This window comes from Leeuwenhoekiella sp. MAR_2009_132 (genome assembly GCF_000687915.1).
GTDB lineage: Bacteria > Bacteroidota > Bacteroidia > Flavobacteriales > Flavobacteriaceae > Leeuwenhoekiella.
In genome coordinates this window covers 805,829-823,156 of the sequence record NZ_JHZY01000002.1, presented here as the reverse complement: position 1 = coordinate 823,156, position 17,328 = coordinate 805,829, and the positions used below count along the sequence as shown (strand labels likewise).

The 17,328-nt window shown below is 32.3% G+C and carries 17 protein-coding genes; 16 read left to right on the top strand and 1 reads right to left on the bottom strand.

What is annotated here, in order from left to right:
* The first annotated feature begins 41 nt into the window (after positions 1-41).
* The 13 genes from P164_RS03505 (at position 42) to P164_RS03445 (ending at position 9,118) form a co-directional block, all read left to right on the top strand.
* Positions 42-647, top strand: a complete 606-nt coding sequence (locus tag P164_RS03505; protein WP_028375087.1) for a tetratricopeptide repeat protein — start codon at positions 42-44, stop codon at positions 645-647.
* A gap of 160 nt (positions 648-807) precedes the next feature.
* Complete coding sequence (locus P164_RS03500) at positions 808-1,605, top strand: hypothetical protein (protein WP_159106003.1); 798 nt, start codon at positions 808-810, stop codon at positions 1,603-1,605.
* Between the two features lie 168 nt (positions 1,606-1,773).
* Positions 1,774-2,187 carry a hypothetical protein gene (locus tag P164_RS03495; protein ID WP_125411741.1) on the top strand — a complete coding sequence of 138 codons (414 nt, stop codon included), beginning with the start codon at positions 1,774-1,776 and terminating at the stop codon, positions 2,185-2,187.
* A gap of 151 nt (positions 2,188-2,338) precedes the next feature.
* Positions 2,339-2,785 (top strand): hypothetical protein, encoded by a 447-nt coding sequence (locus P164_RS03490; RefSeq protein ID WP_028375084.1) that lies wholly within the window; start codon positions 2,339-2,341, stop codon positions 2,783-2,785.
* A 215-nt stretch (positions 2,786-3,000) separates the two neighbouring features.
* Positions 3,001-3,660, top strand: coding sequence for a hypothetical protein (locus tag P164_RS18560; protein ID WP_028375083.1), 660 nt, complete (start codon positions 3,001-3,003; stop codon positions 3,658-3,660).
* A 173-nt stretch (positions 3,661-3,833) separates the two neighbouring features.
* Positions 3,834-4,244: a hypothetical protein gene (locus P164_RS03480; RefSeq protein ID WP_028375082.1), complete on the top strand. Its 411-nt coding sequence runs from the start codon at positions 3,834-3,836 to the stop codon at positions 4,242-4,244.
* A 38-nt stretch (positions 4,245-4,282) separates the two neighbouring features.
* Positions 4,283-4,510 (top strand): hypothetical protein, encoded by a 228-nt coding sequence (locus tag P164_RS03475; RefSeq protein WP_125411740.1) that lies wholly within the window; start codon positions 4,283-4,285, stop codon positions 4,508-4,510.
* Positions 4,511-4,748: 238 nt separating this feature from the next.
* Positions 4,749-5,534, top strand: coding sequence for a hypothetical protein (locus tag P164_RS03470; protein ID WP_028375080.1), 786 nt, complete (start codon positions 4,749-4,751; stop codon positions 5,532-5,534).
* 156 nt (positions 5,535-5,690) lie between these two features.
* Positions 5,691-6,218, top strand: a complete 528-nt coding sequence (locus P164_RS03465) for a DMP19 family protein (RefSeq protein WP_051621177.1) — start codon at positions 5,691-5,693, stop codon at positions 6,216-6,218.
* Between the two features lie 145 nt (positions 6,219-6,363).
* Positions 6,364-6,663 carry a hypothetical protein gene (locus tag P164_RS03460; RefSeq protein ID WP_028374945.1) on the top strand — a complete coding sequence of 100 codons (300 nt, stop codon included), beginning with the start codon at positions 6,364-6,366 and terminating at the stop codon, positions 6,661-6,663.
* Positions 6,664-7,170: 507 nt separating this feature from the next.
* Entirely contained in the window at positions 7,171-7,719 is a 549-nt protein-coding gene (locus P164_RS03455) for a PH domain-containing protein (protein ID WP_028375078.1), read from the top strand.
* A gap of 161 nt (positions 7,720-7,880) precedes the next feature.
* Entirely contained in the window at positions 7,881-8,504 is a 624-nt protein-coding gene (locus P164_RS03450; protein WP_028375077.1) for a hypothetical protein, read from the top strand.
* 152 nt (positions 8,505-8,656) lie between these two features.
* Positions 8,657-9,118, top strand: a complete 462-nt coding sequence (locus P164_RS03445) for a hypothetical protein (protein WP_028375076.1) — start codon at positions 8,657-8,659, stop codon at positions 9,116-9,118.
* Between the two features lie 74 nt (positions 9,119-9,192).
* On the opposite strand, the gene P164_RS03440 is transcribed toward P164_RS03445, so the two are convergent.
* Positions 9,193-10,164: an IS110 family transposase gene (locus tag P164_RS03440; RefSeq protein WP_028375075.1), complete on the bottom strand. Its 972-nt coding sequence runs from the start codon at positions 10,162-10,164 to the stop codon at positions 9,193-9,195.
* Between the two features lie 765 nt (positions 10,165-10,929).
* Here P164_RS03440 and P164_RS03435 point away from each other — a divergent pair.
* Genes P164_RS03435 through P164_RS03425 form a run of 3 tightly spaced genes read left to right on the top strand, consistent with a single transcriptional unit; the run spans position 10,930 to position 17,290 of the window.
* Positions 10,930-11,172: a hypothetical protein gene (locus P164_RS03435; RefSeq protein ID WP_028375074.1), complete on the top strand. Its 243-nt coding sequence runs from the start codon at positions 10,930-10,932 to the stop codon at positions 11,170-11,172.
* 2 nt (positions 11,173-11,174) lie between these two features.
* Positions 11,175-15,212, top strand: a complete 4,038-nt coding sequence (locus P164_RS03430; RefSeq protein WP_028375073.1) for a DEAD/DEAH box helicase — start codon at positions 11,175-11,177, stop codon at positions 15,210-15,212.
* A gap of 2 nt (positions 15,213-15,214) precedes the next feature.
* Entirely contained in the window at positions 15,215-17,290 is a 2,076-nt protein-coding gene (locus P164_RS03425; RefSeq protein ID WP_028375072.1) for a hypothetical protein, read from the top strand.
* Positions 17,291-17,328 lie beyond the last annotated feature (38 nt).

Below are 17,328 nucleotides of genomic sequence, written 5' to 3'. Positions count from 1 at the left end.
TACACATAAACGTTGTGGTTAATGTCCAAAAAACCTACTAAATGAATAAAATTTTACTCATTATAATTCTGATATTCACAGCAACAAGCTGTAATAAAAAAGAAAAATCTACCGAACTTACTAAACAAGCTATGGCAGTCTTTACGGAATATAAGTTGGACAATGAAACTCGTATTGATAGTTCACTAACTCTTCTAAACTTAGCTATCGAATTAGATAAAAATAACTTCAAGGCTTATGAAAACAAATATGGTTTATTAAGCCAAAAAAAAGACATAAATGGAATGTTTAGTTGCGTTAACAAAATGGTCGAACTTAGACCAAACCAACCTTATTGGAAATTAATTAAAGGATTTGTTTTTGACTTAAAAAAAGACAGTATAAATGCACTAAAACTTTACAAAGAAAGTGTAAATCAATACAAAAACATCCTTAAAGTGGACTCTACTGATTTTAATTTAAAATTGGAATTTGTCACAGCCTTAAGGACAGTGAATAAAAATAAAAGTGCTGATAGTATTTTAAAAAAAATGCAAACGGACTATAAAACTAAAAATCAAATGCAAATTCTAGATTACTACATTAAAAATGACACTTTGACAAGAAAAGGACAAATCGAAAACTGGAAAAACCTTATCGTTGAATAAAACACTAACCACAACACCGTGTAAAAAACATTGCTTATTTTAGTTAAGCCGTTTGGTCGTTGCTTTGTTTGCTAGCATCTGATTTTCCTTCGGAAAATCCTCGCACACAAACACGCAACGTTCCTTACACATAAACGTTAGCAATAATTATAAAAAAATCGTGACGAAAGAAAAACACTTATATAGGATTTTATTTCTTGCCTCGATATTCCTATTGCTGACTAATGATTTATACCTAAAATATGAATATCATAACTATCTGACTGGAAAATTATCGGATTTTGCTGGGCTATTTGCTTTTCCATATTTTTTCAGTTGTTTATTGCCAAAGAAAGGAAAACCAATTTATATATTGAGCGGACTTTTGTTTGTGTTTTGGAAATCGGAATTTTCGCAACCTATGTTTGATTTTGCTCACTCTTACGGAATTGGAATTGACCGAACAATTGATTATTCAGATTTAATTTCTCTTACGATTTTACCAATTTCTTTCATTTACTGGAAATCAAACTTTAAGCAATTTATTAGTCCAAATAAAGCCTTTAAACCTGTCATAATTGGAATTTGCTGTTTTGCTTTTGTTGCAACTTCAGTTCCGAGCAAAGCTGGAGTAATTAATCAAAAAGCGGATTATCAAATAGATATACAAACAACACACGAAATTATTAAAAAATCAAATTTGTATTATCTTTCTCTAAAAAATAACAAGTATTTGTCCAAGTTGGAAATCCCTGAAAAGAAAGCCGAAATTAATCTTTCGTTAATTATAACCGAAAAAGAAAATGGAATATTAAATATTAAACTTGATAGTATTTTAGATTATCAAGTTGACGGAAGTACAATGATTTTTGTTGGAGGTGTTGACCAAGAAGATGTAGATTACGTTGAAAAACTAACAATTTCAAATTTTGAAAGCCTATTTATTACGCAAAAAATAAAACCAATTCGGAAGAAATAACTATTGCTAACACAGTATATAAGCTATGGCTTGGTCAGTCCTCACTTGGAAAATCCTACGGATTTTCCAATGCCAGTTTTTATCAAGAAAGGTCTGTACCGAAACACGCCACAGCTCATATACATTAACGTTGTAAACAATTTACGAAAACCAAGAAACATACAAAAAATGAAGAAGATATTTACACTGATATTTCTATTGACTATAAGTTCGACTGTATTTGGACAAACACTATCCGAAAAGGAAATTTATGGAAAATGGAAGGTGGAAAAAATCATAAAAAAACCGACAAACCCTCAATTCGAAACCCTAATAGATGGATTTGAGAACGCTACTTTCTTTTTTAATCAGAATGGGAATTTTAAACTGACAACTACTTCCAAATCTGAATTGTTCGGAATGATAACCGAAATGACCAACGGAACTAAATGGAAAGTGGAACAAAATAAACAGTATGTTAAAATTGGAAATCAAGAAGACGGATATTCAATAATGGGAATTTCAGTTAAAGAAAATAATGGCAAGAAAATATTTCATCTTGATGAAAGCGGAATAACGCTTGAAATGAAAAAAACTGAATAAAAAACTGTTTACAACACAGTATATAAAAAATTGCTGGTGTTGTGCTTAAATAAAGGTCGTTGCTTGTTTTGTTACGTCTGATTTTCCTTCGGAAAATCCTCGCACACAAAACCGCAACTTTCCATATACATTAACGTTGTACACAATTTAAATGAAGCCTCACTTTCCAATCATATCTATTTATAATAAAGGATTAGACATTATTCCTTCAGATGCTAATTTGACAAAAGCTACTGCCCTAGCTGTTCTAAATGGAAGTGAAAATACTTATGCGTTTGACGGAAATGGACAAAAATGGACTTATGAGTTTACTTCTGATAAAGTGAGTGACAAGTTTCTGACTAGGTTATTGGCTAATACTTTTTACAATCCAATTGTTGATATAAAAACTCATTGGACACTAATGGACAGGTATACTCTTGAGGAATTAAAAAAAGAAATTTCTGATTGTATTGACGATGATGATGACATTTTAACACAATTCATTGAATCGGATGATTTAAAAAAAGAAATATCAGAATCTGAATCATTTGAATCCATTATGCAGAAACTTAAAAAGTATGTGTTTCAAGAATTATGGAACAACGAAGCGCAGTAAAAACTGTGTACAACACAACCTATAAACAATACGGGCTTCGGGCTTAATTGCTGGGTTTGTGTATATTTATGAAGTCCGCAAAATCTTTGGGATTTTGCTTTAAACAAGTAAAAGAAAAAACAAAACAAAAAGATTTTGCTATGTGCGTGGTGGAAAGCAAATGCTAGTTTGCTCCCGTACTGTTCATAGCCAAACCGTTGTGCATAATTTGAGAAATGAGCAAAGGATTAAAAATAGCCTTAATAATAATTTCAATTTTGATAGTCCTAATTATTGGTGGAGGATATTTTGCTTTAAAAACAATCGGAGAGGCTTTTGGAGCTGACTGCGAGGTAAGTAATACTTGGACAATCAACGAATATGAAATAATTGAAAATAAGTGTCTTGGTTGGGCTGGACCACACTATTACCCTCTTGACTTGAAAAAGAACGGAGAATATATTGCCAGTAGCGGTTATAAATTTGACTCTTGTAGCATTCGATTTGAGCCTAAAAATGGGCAATATTTGATAATTAATATCTGTGATAAAAAAATAGCGAAATTAAAATCTCAAAAGACTAAAATTGATATACAAAAAGTTGATTCAATTATAATGATTTCTGGAATTAACCTAAACAAAAGGAAAAAACTCAACCGAATTAAAACTGAACGATTTATAAAAGACTGGAACAAAAGCAAAGTTTCTGATTATCGAGATGGAATTTTGGACTCAATATTTCACCCGACTTATCAGTATAAATTAAAAGTATTCGAAAACGGAAACAAGAAAGAGTTTGTTACATTTAATTTTTTAATCGCGGACGAATCGAATTGGACGTATTTTATAACAAATGATTCTGACAAAGATTATATGAATCGACTTTGGAATGAATAAAAAACTATGCACAACATTGGCTATAAGTAATTGCTTTTTCTCGCCTACTTCTGAAAATCCTCCTGGATTTTCAGTTTGGTGTGTACTTGCAAAGTTAACCGCTAAACCACGCAACTACTCATAGCCGAGACCGTTGTGTGCAATTTGACAAACTAACTACAAAAAACCAAAATATGACAGCAGAAGAGCTACAAAACAGGTCTAAAGAAGAAGTAATGAACTTTATTAGAAAAAGATTAAACTTTGATGAAGGAATATCAAGTTCAATGAGATATTTGGAATCTGAACAAGTTGACAAACAGCATAAAAGATTTGATATGTCTGGCTACGAATCTAAAACAGGACAATGTACTGTTTGGAACACCTCTGTATTGAATGAATTTGCTGATTTAGGAATTTATGATTACACCTCTTATCTTTTTCTGGACTTTTACAAAGGAATGCCAACACTTTATTTAAAATATTTTCACGAAAATAAAAATTTGGAATTTGACGAATGGAGTGGATATGGAACAACAGAAATAATCTATAAGATTTTTGAATTGACCATTTTTTCAGACAAAGGACAACGTAGGAGAATATAATACTTATGAAAGAAAACGACAGATTTAATATATACAATTTGAATGGAGAACGTATTTCTTACGGGAATATGACTGATTCTGAACGATTTTCTGTTTACAATAATGACGGAATTTATATTGCTTATGGGATTTTTAACAGCAATGAAAATTTCTCAATCTATGATTTGAATGGAAAACGCATATCATACGGGATTATGAATGGCACAAGAGATTTTAATATTTACAATTTAGAAACAGAGCGAATTTCCTATGGAACTCGCGAATAAAAACTGCACACAACACCGTGTAAAAATAATGGCTGGTTCTCGCCTACTTACGAAAATCCTCGCGGATTTTCTATTTGGTTTTTATTTGCTAAATTAGGTGCTTAAACACGCCACTAATCATACACAAACCGTTGCCACCAATTAAAAAAACGCATTTCCTCAACCAAATGGTTCGTTCACTCATTCAGTGTTTCTGAATTTGATTTTAAAGTATAGTTTTGAGAAAACTGAAAGAAATATGACAAAATATCTGATTAATCGAAAACTATTGAATTTGATATTTCTATTCTCTACAGTTCTGTTATTCGGACAAGATTATGGATTGGAAGATTTTGAAACAGATTCAATCCCAACACAACAAAACAATTGGAAAGGTAAAAACTCAAAGACTCATTGGATTATTGAGAAAATAAGCGATTCTATAAAAATTCGTCAAAATGATTACAACTATTTCAAAGGTGACTCACTTCCATTTAGTCAAAAACAAATTGCAAAAAAAATAAAGAATCACTATTCAATTAGAGCAGTTAAAAAGGTGAGTGATGGATATATTATAGGTTTCAATAGTGGAGAATTTGGAGGTGGACTGTGGTTTTTATCTACAAATGGAAAGAAATCTTATGAAATTACATCTTACATCAGAGTTAAAGATATATTTCTTTATAACAACAAATTATATGTCATCAGAGGACTTGCGCATTTAGGCTCAAGTTATGGAAGCATATTTGAACTGAAAAAAGAGAAGAAATGGAAAGTTTCAAAGTCTTTTAAATTACCAGGAGCGCCAAACTTCGTTTTACACGAAGAAGACAATATTTTAATTCTTACTTCAGAACATATATTAAGTTTTGACAAAAACGAGAAACTGACCGAAATTTTAAACGCACCTTTTTATTGGGGAATGTTTTATCCTTCTTCAGCAGTTGTTGATTCGAATGATATTTACATAGCAATGAGAAGAGGAATTTTAAAAATATCTGAATTTAAATATAAACCGAATTATGAATGGTTAGTGAAAAAATAACTGGTGGCAACACCGTGTATAATTAATTGCTAGTTCACTGCCTACTTACGAAAATCCTCGCGGATTTTCTATTCGGTTTGTATTTGCTAAATTAGTTGCTGAAATACGCAACGAAATCATACACAAACACGTTGTAACACATTAAAAAATCGTGCATTGAAGAAAATTTTAGTATTTATATCGTCATTATTCTTTTCCAACACAAATGCGCAAACTGAATTTGATTTAGAAAAAGTTTTGAAAATCGAAAGACGAGATATGATTGTTATGAAAATTGACACATATCTGAATTCAAAATCTGAATATGGCGAGAATATCGAGAAACTGAATTCTACCCAAAGGACTTTTCTCTTTGTGGAAAATTTAGAGCGTGAAATAAATAACGGCGGATTTAACCAATTCTATTTTAATTCAAGTGGAGATTTTAGTCAAGAAACTGTAAATGCTCTTTTGGAAATTGGAGCGGAAAAAACAGCGGAAATTGTAAAAAAGGCAAACTCTGAATTTAAAAACGGAACTGTTCCCAAAGAAAGAACTGAAAGACAAAATGAACTGGAATTAATTGAAGAAAAAGCGGAGGAAAACTGGAACAAATGCGATTCGGAATTTTATGAATATCAAGATAATTTGACCGAATTATTAATTGCATTCGTAATTAAGAACAAATCGGAATTTAAAAAATAACGTGTTACAACACCGTGTATAATTAATTGCTAGTTCACTGCCTACTTACGAAAATCCTCGCGGATTTTCTATTCGGTTTGTATTTGCTAAATTAGTTGCTGAAATACGCAACGAAATCATACACAAACACGTTACCACACATTTGATGAAAATCGGAACTACCATTTTTATAACATTAATTTTATTAGTCATTGTCGTATTTTCAATGGGTGGTGGACACGGAACTTATTTGCTTGCAAAAGTTGTTTATCCAATTACAATGATGATTGCTATTTTAACAAAAAACGGAATTGGAATTTTGCCGACCATAATTGCGATTGTACAAATTCCAATCTATGCTCTAATTCTGACTAAAAAACCGAAATGGAAATTTTACTTAATTGGAATTCATATAATTTTAGCAATTGTCTGTTTGAACTTAACAACTGAAACTTTTTCTGGATGAATACGTCTGAATTTTTTAAAATTAAAACCAATTATATCTGAATTGGAATTAGGTCAGTTCTGTTTTTCGGAATTCTATTACTTCTTATTTTGATTGAGATATTTGCTTTTTGGGGAATTTATGGAGAAGGAGCAACTGCGAGTCGAATTTCGGAATTATGGCATGTTGACATAATTTTAAATTATTTGCCGATTTTAATTGTTGGTGGATTTTTAATTTAAATAATAATAAAAAAAATAGAAAACAAGAATATGTGAAATTCAAAACGAATTTAATTACACTTTTGATTTTGATTTTTCTATTCTCAATCAGAAGTTAAATTGAAAGACTGATTTTCTGAAATGAATAATAAAAACGTGTGGTAACACCGTGTATAATTAATTGCTTGGTCACTGCCGACTTACGAACATTCCTGCGGAATATTTTATCTGTGATTTATTTGCTAAATTAAGTGCTTAACCACGCAACTAAACATACACAAACCGTTACCACACATTAAAAAACTGAATGAGAGGAGATATACAATCGGAATTAAGACAACATTTAGACAATAAAGAAACTTTGCTTTGGACAGGTCAACCAAAAAAAGGTATTGTATTTAGAACAGCAGATATTTTCCTAATACCTTTCAGTCTATTATGGTGCGGATTTGCAATATTTTGGATGTTTATGGCTTCGCAAGGTGGCGGAATTTTTGCTTTATTCGGAATTCCTTTTGTAATCATAGGGCTGATATTTGTGTTCGGCAGATTTATAATTGACTCAAAACAACGAGAAAATACTTATTACGGATTAACAGAGGATAGAATAATTATAAAAAGTGGAATATTTTCTAAAAATGTGAAATCTTTAAATATTAGGACTTTATCTGATATCGAATACAATGAAAAAAATGATGGAAGCGGAACTATTTCAATCGGACCTAAAAACCCTATGATGATATGGGGAAATGGAATGAATTGGTGGCCTGGAATGAAAGCCAACCCGCAACTCGATTTGATATCTAATGTTAGAAAGGTTTATAATCAAATAATAGAATTACAAAAGCAAAAATAACGTGTGGTAACAACGTATAAAAATAATTGCTATTTTGTGCTTAAATAAAGGTCGTTGCGTGTTTGCTACATCTGAATTTCCTTCGGAAATTCCTCGCACGCAAACACGCAACTATTCTTATACAAAACCGTTGGCACACATATAAAAAACACGTTTCTAAATTGAAAAATAAGGTAATTTTAATAATTCTACTTCTAATTTCATTCAGCGGATTTACTCAAAATCTGACTGAAAAAGAGTTCGTAATTCTGACTTTTGAAATGGAAAGAAATAAAGATTCTCACGGAACTTTTATTTACTATTGGGTTGCGGAATTAAAAAAATATGACAAAGTAGATGAATATAAAGAACCGAAAATCTATTCTCTTTTTTTACACGAATTTTATGGTAGCGAACAATTAGAATCTTGTTGTTTAGGAAAGGTATCTTATCCTTACGCAATGACAACCGGAACGGAATTTAATTTCCCTGAAAATTATAGCGAATATCTGACTGAATTGCGTGAATTAGTTAAAGACAACAGACAGAAAATCCAAGTAATCAAAAAAGAATGGAAAGACGGATACAAAGAAAAAGTAACTGTTTACGCAACAACAGTTCGAGGAAAATTATGTGAGTGCGAATTTGGTGGCGACACTTATTTAACAAAAGGCGACCGAATTAGTTTTCCGAAAGGAAATTATGAAATAATAAAAAACTATTTGACTAGTGAAAAACGGATTTTACTCTTTAAGGACTTTTCCGATTTTGACTATGCGAATACTGATTATAGAACTGGAAAATAAAAAAAAATACGTGTGCCAACACCGTGTATAATTAATGGCTAGTTTTAGCTTGTTTACGAAAATCCTCGCGGATTTCCTATTCTGTTTTTATTTGCCAAATTAGGTACTTAAACACGCCACTAATCATACACAAAACAGTTAGCAAACATTAGATGAAAATCGTACTAAAAACATTAATTCTACTTTTAATTTTCAGTTGTTCTAACAAACAATCATCGGAAACAAAAGAAAGTGCGATAAAAATTGATACTATTTTATACTCTTATCACGGATTTAATCATCATCGGAAATTAGATTTATTAAGCAACAAGGAGTTTATCAGGTTTGAAAGTGTAGCGAGTTGTTTTGGAGATGCTAGAATTGAAAAGCATTTCGGAAAATACACAATGACTGATTCTACTCTTCAACTAAATCCTAATAAGGTTGAGCTAATTGTTTATTCAAGTTTTCCAGAAGAAAAAGATAGAAAGGAAATATTGGAATATGGAGCTGATTCTTTAAAAATAAATACTGATTATCAAATATTTGAATGGAGAAACAAAGAATACTTATTGTCGAAAGATTATGATTCCTTAAGAAGAACTGAGGTAAAAAACAACTCTTTTCTATATTAAATTTGAGACATAAGTATCCTTTGCTAAAATCTGTAACTACAGATCTTAACTGTTTCACTTATTTCATCTTGTAGCTATCCTTTATGTAGAACAGAAACATAATTTTCATCGTAGGGTAATCCTGATTTAGCGATAGCAAAAGCCTGCTTTAAAAGTTTATTAGCCACTGCAATCAATGCCAGTTTTTTACTCTTACCCTTAGCTACGATTCGATCATAAATTTCCTTGCAACCTTTGTTGTATTTACATGCATTGAACGCGCATAAAAACAATAGGTTCCTTAGCTTTTTGTTTCCCATCTTACTGATCCTGCTTCTACCTCTTACACTACTCCCAGATTCCCGTATTGTCGGGGTGACCCCTACATAACTGCACAGTTGAGAGGCCTTCTCAAACTTAGAGAAGCCATCTGTTATCACAACTAGAAATAAGGCCGTTTTAATACCGATACCAGGTATACTAGTTAATAAAGTTAGTTGTTGCTGTTGATCTTGTTTAACAAGCTCTAACAAACGATCTTCGATACCTTTCACTTCTTTATTTAAATGTTTAAGATCACGCTTTAAAGACCTGTAAACATATTTAGATGGCGTGCCCAGCACTTCTTCCCCGTGAAGTTTGTTTTTAGTTGCCGTACGCTTCTTTAAATAACTATCCATTAACCTAAAGAGCTGTAGGCATTCTGCCTGTACATCACTAAGGGCATTGTAAACAGTAACCTCGTTGAATAAAGCATACTCACAAATAGCTTTGGCATCGCTCTTATCTGTCTTTATCTTTGAAAGTTTCATCTGAATAAAGCGCTTGACTGACAATGGGTTTACTACAGATACTGTAAAATCTTTTTTGTAAAGAAAATGTGCAAGCCGATAATGGTAATAGCCGGTAGCTTCCATAACTACCAAAGAATCTGAGGCTAGTGTTTTGACAAATAATTTAAAACCCTGCTCATCATTCTTATATTGAGAATGACTGCTTTCACTACCATAAACATCAAAGACATCCTTACTGATATCAACTCCAAAAGTTTCTTTATATTTATTCATAAGAACTGATTTTATGAAAGAGCATACTACCTTAATCACAACAACTTGAAAACGAGGTCGAGCCTCACAGAACTGAACGTGGTTGAAGTAGTAAAAGAGAGGGGATTATCAATGTTGACGAAGTCTAACGCTTCAGCGTATAACATAACCTTAATCTTCTCTTTGTTCTTTCTGATTTATACTATCAATTTAAAGAGAATCAAACTTAAGATGTATAACCGCAATTACGGCGGATTCGACTACGTCCGAATCCACTCGGAATTGCTAAAGTCAGTGCTAAACCGAAAATTAACGCATATTAACCCGTAACTGACGGTTATACTAGACCGTTGTAAAATATAAAATTTGTTCAGATCTATAATGAATAAAATATATTGAGTTTCATACCTCACTTTCTACTAAACTTACCAGTCTTACTCCTTCCCTAGTGTCGCTTTTTTTGCTAAGATCACGGATGAAAAAAATGATTTTCAAAACTGTATCTAAGCAGTTCGCAAAAGCTACCCTAAAGAAAAAATCATTTTTCTGTTTTAGTCGATCTAAGACCGATAATACATTTAACAACAATGCATAAAAGCAATAAGGGCGCTTTTGTTGTTCGTTTATTAATGGATTATAGTATTTTAGTGCTGTTGGTGAAAAGTAAGTAACTCGGCTTTTTTCTGCCAACGCTAATAAAACCAAAACACAAAAAAAGCCGGAAACCCGTTAAAGCTTTTATACGGGACCGTTACCTGCAAGCCTAAAAAAACGACAAAGCATTAAATGAACGACAGAATAAAAGATAAAATAGTGAAGGGACAAATGAAACATCAGACAGCCGACCTAAAAGCCAAAGCTTCTGTATTTTTATTTTTTCCCACCGTACATTTTTTAAAAACAATTTTAGCCAGCCGCACAAATGGCACATTTTGTTTTGCCCGACACACAAGGCAACCCTTCGCAAAACCAAAAGAGCCATTTTTTGCCAACGCAATTAATTTTCACCATACTAATTCAGGAGTTTAACTATGGCAGAATTTAATCGAAGACCAGAAACAAACAACCTATTTGAAGGAACTTCTGATGAAGTCATTGACGTCTTTTTGAAAGTTAAAGACGACTTCAATGGCCGCTATAATCGCAATCCTGAAAACAAACTAAGAGCAGAGCAGCTAAGAGAACTTCTCATAAATGAAAACAGAGTCTGCTACTTTCAAAAGCAAAAAGCAGACAACTATAATAATCGTTCTCGACATAAAATTATTGTTCCTGTTGGTAATGAGAGAGCAGTTGAATTTGTTGCGAGTTTATCGACAGTCAAAATTGATACTTTCACAGAACTGTACTCATACCGAGTTGCAAAATTTAAAGAAGTTGGCTTTTTCAACGAACCTACAAAAAACACAATTATACGAAATTGCCAATTTCGATTTATCGAAATTGATAAAAAAGACGGCACAAACGCCCATAGTTTTAAAGAACTATACTCGGCAGTTGAATCAAGCGAAATTCCATTAATTGACATCAACAAAGAAAAAGACAAAAAAATTTGGCAAAGTTACGTTGATGCTTTGAAGAAGTTGGTTAAGCAAAAAGAACAAGTTTGGAAAATCCAAAACATTAAAATGCCTTATGCGGAAGCACGACAAGGCGAAGCGGAAAGAGCAACTTACATTGATATTTACATCAATGAAACAGAACTAAGAGAACAATTAGAAAATGATATTTTAGGTTTGTTCAATGAAAGTGAATTAGAAGATTATGGCGTGGGTGAAAACAAAGCGTTTGTTGAGTTCAAAAATTACAGAGAATTAGGTCAAGAAGAATTGAGTCAACTCAAAGAATTGGGAGATGAATTGTTTTACGAAATTTCAAATAGTTCCCCATTTCATACCATTTCTGGAAAAATTGATTTCAAGTATACCGACAATGTTTCAAAAGAAGATATTTATTCCGAAATACAAGACAAATTGCAAACCGAATATGAACTTGAATGTTCAATCAGCAATGACGGTTACATTGACCTAAACGAAAATGATATTCTGCATTTGCAAAAAATCGTTGCTGACAATTATTCGCATATTCTTTCGGTTCACAAAGATAATATTGTACAGCTAAAAGTTAAATTCAGAACGGACAATGGATTGCAACAACTAATTCAACCGATTAAGCAGAAACTAAATTCGGAAGGATTAGACAGGGCAAGAATTTTAATAACGCAAGACAACAATTTACTTATAAAAGTTGGTGCATTTATTCCAAATAATAAATTCAATTCAGAGGGGTTAGGTTTCGTTGAATCTGTATCAAGATTTCAAGCTATGAAACCGATTAAAGTAAAACCAATAAAAGGAATTGAGCTTGTCGGGAATGTTTATCAAATTAAAAACGCAAGTAAAAAAGATATTGACAATACACTTTCATTGATTAAACAAAATTTTTCGGGTTCTTCTTTTCGCAGGTTGCCAACTCAATACTATTTCAAAGCAATCGAAAAAATAAACACTGAAACGCTTCGTAATTTTAAAACACAAAGTGATTTACAAGGAAAAACGGAATTTGTTTTAGCAAGTTCTATGCTTAAAATTTCAGCAGAAAACAATACAGATTACGAAAACCAATTAAAACGTATCAAACAACAGTTTCCAAGTGCAACTGTTGAAGAAAAGCCGTTTCACCCAGTATTTCAAATTTTGTTCGACACAGATGTTGAATCAAAACGACAAAACATAATCAACAAAATTCAAAACGAAATCAGAAAAGAAATTGGCAAATCAGTCGATTTTGACGCTATAAAAAATCATAGAAGAATTTTATTTTCTTATAAATTCAAAACAGATGACGACAGAGATATTTTTAAACAAGCGGTTAGCACAGCTTGTTCAGAACATCGTCATATTTTGAATTGTACTTTTGAAAACCCCTTAGGAAGAACAACCTACGAACTTATTAAAAATGAAACACTTGAACTTGAAAAGGAAAAAAAAGTAAGACGAAACATTAGTCAAGCTACTTTTATTTATCTAAATCCTGAACAAAGAAAAAATTTAGCCGAGAAAATTGAACAGTACGGAGAAGAAGCGGTATTTCGAGAAGGAATACAAATAGGCAGATTGGTAAAAAAGGAAAAAGACAGATTAAAATTCAAAATAACTGATGCTTTTGATGAAATCATTAACGGAAGAGAACAAGACCGTATTGAATTAAGCGAAATTCGAAAAGGCTTTTTAAAACCTATTTTTCCAGGCGAACTAACAAACATTGGTAGAATGATTCGGGCAATGAAAAAAGTTACCGAACCAAATACCCGAAATGGTTTTCCTATCAATCAAAATTTGCCCAACTTTTTGTTTGACCCGAACGAAGCAAGGCAATCAATAACCGACCTTGAAGGTGAAAAACAAAAAGTTGTTCAGAACCTGAACGAACCCTTGCTCAAAGACCAACAAAAACAACTTGAAGCGGTTGCAAAAACGCTTATAGCAAAAGATTTGGCACTTATTCAAGGACCGCCCGGAACGGGAAAAACAACCGTAATTGCAGAAATAATTTGGCAAACACTTTTGCGAGAACCAAAAGCAAAATTGTTGATTACATCGCAAACGAACCTTGCTGTTGATAATGCTTTGGAACGTATTAAAGGTAAAAAATTAGTTCGACCAATTCGTGTTGGAAACATTGACAAGTTTGAAGATGAAGGAAAAGTATATTCCAACGATAGAATTAAAAGTTGGATTCAAGCAAAAACAGGCTCAAAGGAAGAAAAGCAATATTCTGATAATGCCGTTTGCCAATGGATTGAAAATGTAAAAGACAAATGCAGTAAAGAAGAAAAATACGCAAAGGCAGTTTCTAAATGGAAAAAAGGTTTAGATGAAAAAGATGTATTGATTAAATCAACTTTTTCACGTGCCTACTACGAATATGTAAACGTATTTGCCGCAACGTGTAGCGAATGTGGCAGTCGTAATTTTGGCGAAACCTATCAAATGACATTCAACCAAAATTCAGAAAGAAAAAGCGAACCTGAATTTGATTTGGTAATAATGGATGAGGCGAGTAAAGCCACACCGCCCGAATTGGTTTTGCCTTTAACGTTAGGAAAAAAAGTTGTGATAATTGGCGACCACAAACAGTTGCCACCAATGATTGACGAAAAAGAATTTGGCGAAGCCTTAGAAGCCGTTGGAGCAAAAAGACTGATTGAAGATTGGACAAAAGACGATTACAAAGTTTCACAATTTGAAAAATTATTCAAAAATGCACCGAAAAACTTTGTTGCAAGTTTGGACACTCAATTCAGAATGCACGAACAAATTATGAATTGTATTTCTGAATTCTATTCAGACCAAGAAGAATTGGAAAACGGTTTGATTTGTGGAATTAAAGGCGAAATGAATATTCGTGACTTCAATGTAAAAGCAAGTCGCTGGCACGGACTTTCATCAGTTCCTTTCATTGAGCAAAAACACCACGCTATTTGGGTAAACGTTGAAACACCAGAAGATAAAGTTGGTACATCTTACAAAAATGAAGGCGAAATTAAAGCCATTCAGACTGTTTTGAGAGCATTAACCAAAGCCGAAGGATTTGAACAATATCAAAATCATTTCAAAAAAGACGAGGACAAAGAAATTGGAATCATAACTTACTATATGCCACAAATGCAAAACATAAGAAAAGCAATGTATCCACAATTTTCAAAAAATGAGTGGCGAAATTTTGAGCAACATAAATTTGAAAATGAATTTCAACTTCCATTTAGAATAAACACAGTTGACCGTTTTCAAGGAATGGAACGAAATATTATTATCGTTTCAACGGTAAGAAGTAACAAACAATACAGAGAAGAAAGGGGAAAGAAAATCCCTATTGATAATAATAAATATCCTTTTGCATTAGGTTTTGCAAGGGAATTACAACGTATCAATGTTGGTTTTTCAAGGGCAAAAAGATTGCTGATTGTAGTCGGAAATGAAAAACATTTTTCGCATAAACCCGAATACCAACAAGCAATTCAAAAAATGCACAGAATTGACATTGCACAAATTCAAAATCTTACATAGTAGTGAAGACACGATTATCAAAAATAGCAAGAGATTTTAAAAGCCACATTTCGGAAGTTGTTGAATTTTTACGTGTAAATGGCTACGAATGTGAGGAAGACCCCGAAGTAGAATTTTCAAGTGAAGTAGCTGAATTTATTGAAAACAACTTCCCTGCATTTCTTTCTGAACGTTACAAAGAAAATCTAAGTCAAGTACCGAAAAAGAAAGAAAAAAACACCGATACTATTCCAAGCGAACAGGTTCCTTTGGAATTAAAGATTATTGATTCTGCTAGCAAAGAAAAAAAACTGATTGAGCGAATTATTGGTTTTACAGAGTTTGATTGGCATTACACTATTGCAAAATTTAAAGGTACTTGCTCACAGCCTGTTGATTTCAATTTGTTTGATGAAGTGCTTTGCGATTTGCTTTTAACAGAACAAATGTCGGCTGAAAAAATTGGAAACATTCTTGGTTTTGACATTGAAAAAGACCCTGCAGAAAATGATATTCTTTTAAAGGCAATTAAAGATTTGAAAGCTGACAAAATGCTTGACGGAGATGAAAGTATTTTATGGCTTACTAATGTAGGAATTGAATATGCTAAGAATGGTGTGAAATTCTCGACTTTCACACGGGATTTTGATTTATATATAGACAGCATTGGTGTATCAAAAGAAAAAGTAAAAGAAATTTTCAGCAATCTCAAAAGCGAAAAAACACCGAATTTCAATAAAGATTTTCTGCCCAAAAACATTGAAGAAGTAAAGCCAATAGCAGAATTACAAGCCCCCGAAATTCATTTTCCGAAAAAGAATTTTTTATTGCAGGAATGCAAGCCAACAGCCGCTGAAGGCTTTAAAGCGAAAGTTTGGGTTGTATTATTAGAAAATTTCAGAGATAACACATTACGTGCAATCGTCTATGACGAAAAGCAAAACAAAGTGATTGACACTTTATCCGAAGCATTGGATAAACAAGATGAATTAAAATCTGAATTGCTTGAAAGATTGGTAAAAGTTGATGATGAAATTGAATTTACAAATGAAGAAAAACAAAAAGAACAAGTTGAGATTGAACTAGCGTTAATTAACAAGCAAGAAGAAATTGAGGAAGCAATAAAAAGACAAGATACAGTCAAAATTAAAGAGATTGAAAAAGAAGTTGAAGCGATCAAACGTCATTTCAACTCTTTGGAATTTGAAGTTGAATTGAAAAAGTTGTTTGACACAACTTCTGACACAATTCTAATTCAAAGTCCTTGGGTTCGTAATTTTGCTTTCAAAAACAGAGTTCCATTCATCAAAGAATATCTGCGTAAAGGTGGTAGAGTTTACATTGCTTATTCCGAAAATGAAAGTTTTGGTGGAGAAGATATGGTTCAGGAAGAATCAAAGAAGCTACTTGCTGAATTAGATAAGAACTTAAATTTTTATTGTTGCGAATTGCCAGCGTTCCATTACAAAAATGTTTGGCTAATGAGAAAGAACAAAGAAAATAGCTATTATTCAGGAAGTTATAATATTCTTTCATTTTTCGTTCATCAGAACATGAAGAATGTTCGTCAGGAAAAAATGACGAGAATGGGTTGGGATAGCGAATTAGAAGAGCAATACCTTGAAGTTTTTAAAAAGTTCGGATTGAAATACATTAATTCTGCTATTGAAGACTTTAATACTCTTTGCCAAAATCCGCCAGCGAAAATTAATAGAGAATATTTACAGAAGTTAAGAAAAGTTGAAAACACTAAACTATCGCCATTCAAAGGAATTGGAGTTGCGGAATTTGATAGTGCATTAGGAACACTTGAAGAAACGAAAACAGAAAACCTAAATCACTATCGCAAAATTTTCTTCGAGTCAGAAATTGAGCGATATAAGAAGCAAGTAATTGAACTATTTCATAAACCTTTATCACCAGACAGAAAGAAAAGTCTGCAAAATGAGTTTGAGAAACTTCGAGAGGAATTTTTAGATTTTCTTGACCTACAAATAAGCAAAGGCACAGAGGTGACGGATATGATAAACAATTTGAAAGTATTTATCCCGAAACACCAAAAACAACACAACCACAATAAAAACAAAAAGAGAAGATAGTTATGTCCTGTTTTGAATCATCAACATTTTTGAAAAAC

Coding starts and splice junctions, on each gene's coding strand:
- P164_RS03435 (WP_028375074.1), top strand. CDS start 10,930: ATGAACGACAGAATAAAAGATAAAATAGTGAAGGGACAAATGAAACAT.
- P164_RS03455 (WP_028375078.1), top strand. CDS start 7,171: ATGAGAGGAGATATACAATCGGAATTAAGACAACATTTAGACAATAAA.
- P164_RS18560 (WP_028375083.1), top strand. CDS start 3,001: ATGAGCAAAGGATTAAAAATAGCCTTAATAATAATTTCAATTTTGATA.
- P164_RS03460 (WP_028374945.1), top strand. CDS start 6,364: ATGAAAATCGGAACTACCATTTTTATAACATTAATTTTATTAGTCATT.
- P164_RS03505 (WP_028375087.1), top strand. CDS start 42: ATGAATAAAATTTTACTCATTATAATTCTGATATTCACAGCAACAAGC.
- P164_RS03490 (WP_028375084.1), top strand. CDS start 2,339: ATGAAGCCTCACTTTCCAATCATATCTATTTATAATAAAGGATTAGAC.
- P164_RS03430 (WP_028375073.1), top strand. CDS start 11,175: ATGGCAGAATTTAATCGAAGACCAGAAACAAACAACCTATTTGAAGGA.
- P164_RS03480 (WP_028375082.1), top strand. CDS start 3,834: ATGACAGCAGAAGAGCTACAAAACAGGTCTAAAGAAGAAGTAATGAAC.
- P164_RS03470 (WP_028375080.1), top strand. CDS start 4,749: ATGACAAAATATCTGATTAATCGAAAACTATTGAATTTGATATTTCTA.
- P164_RS03495 (WP_125411741.1), top strand. CDS start 1,774: ATGAAGAAGATATTTACACTGATATTTCTATTGACTATAAGTTCGACT.
- P164_RS03445 (WP_028375076.1), top strand. CDS start 8,657: ATGAAAATCGTACTAAAAACATTAATTCTACTTTTAATTTTCAGTTGT.
- P164_RS03440 (WP_028375075.1), bottom strand. CDS start 10,164: ATGAATAAATATAAAGAAACTTTTGGAGTTGATATCAGTAAGGATGTC.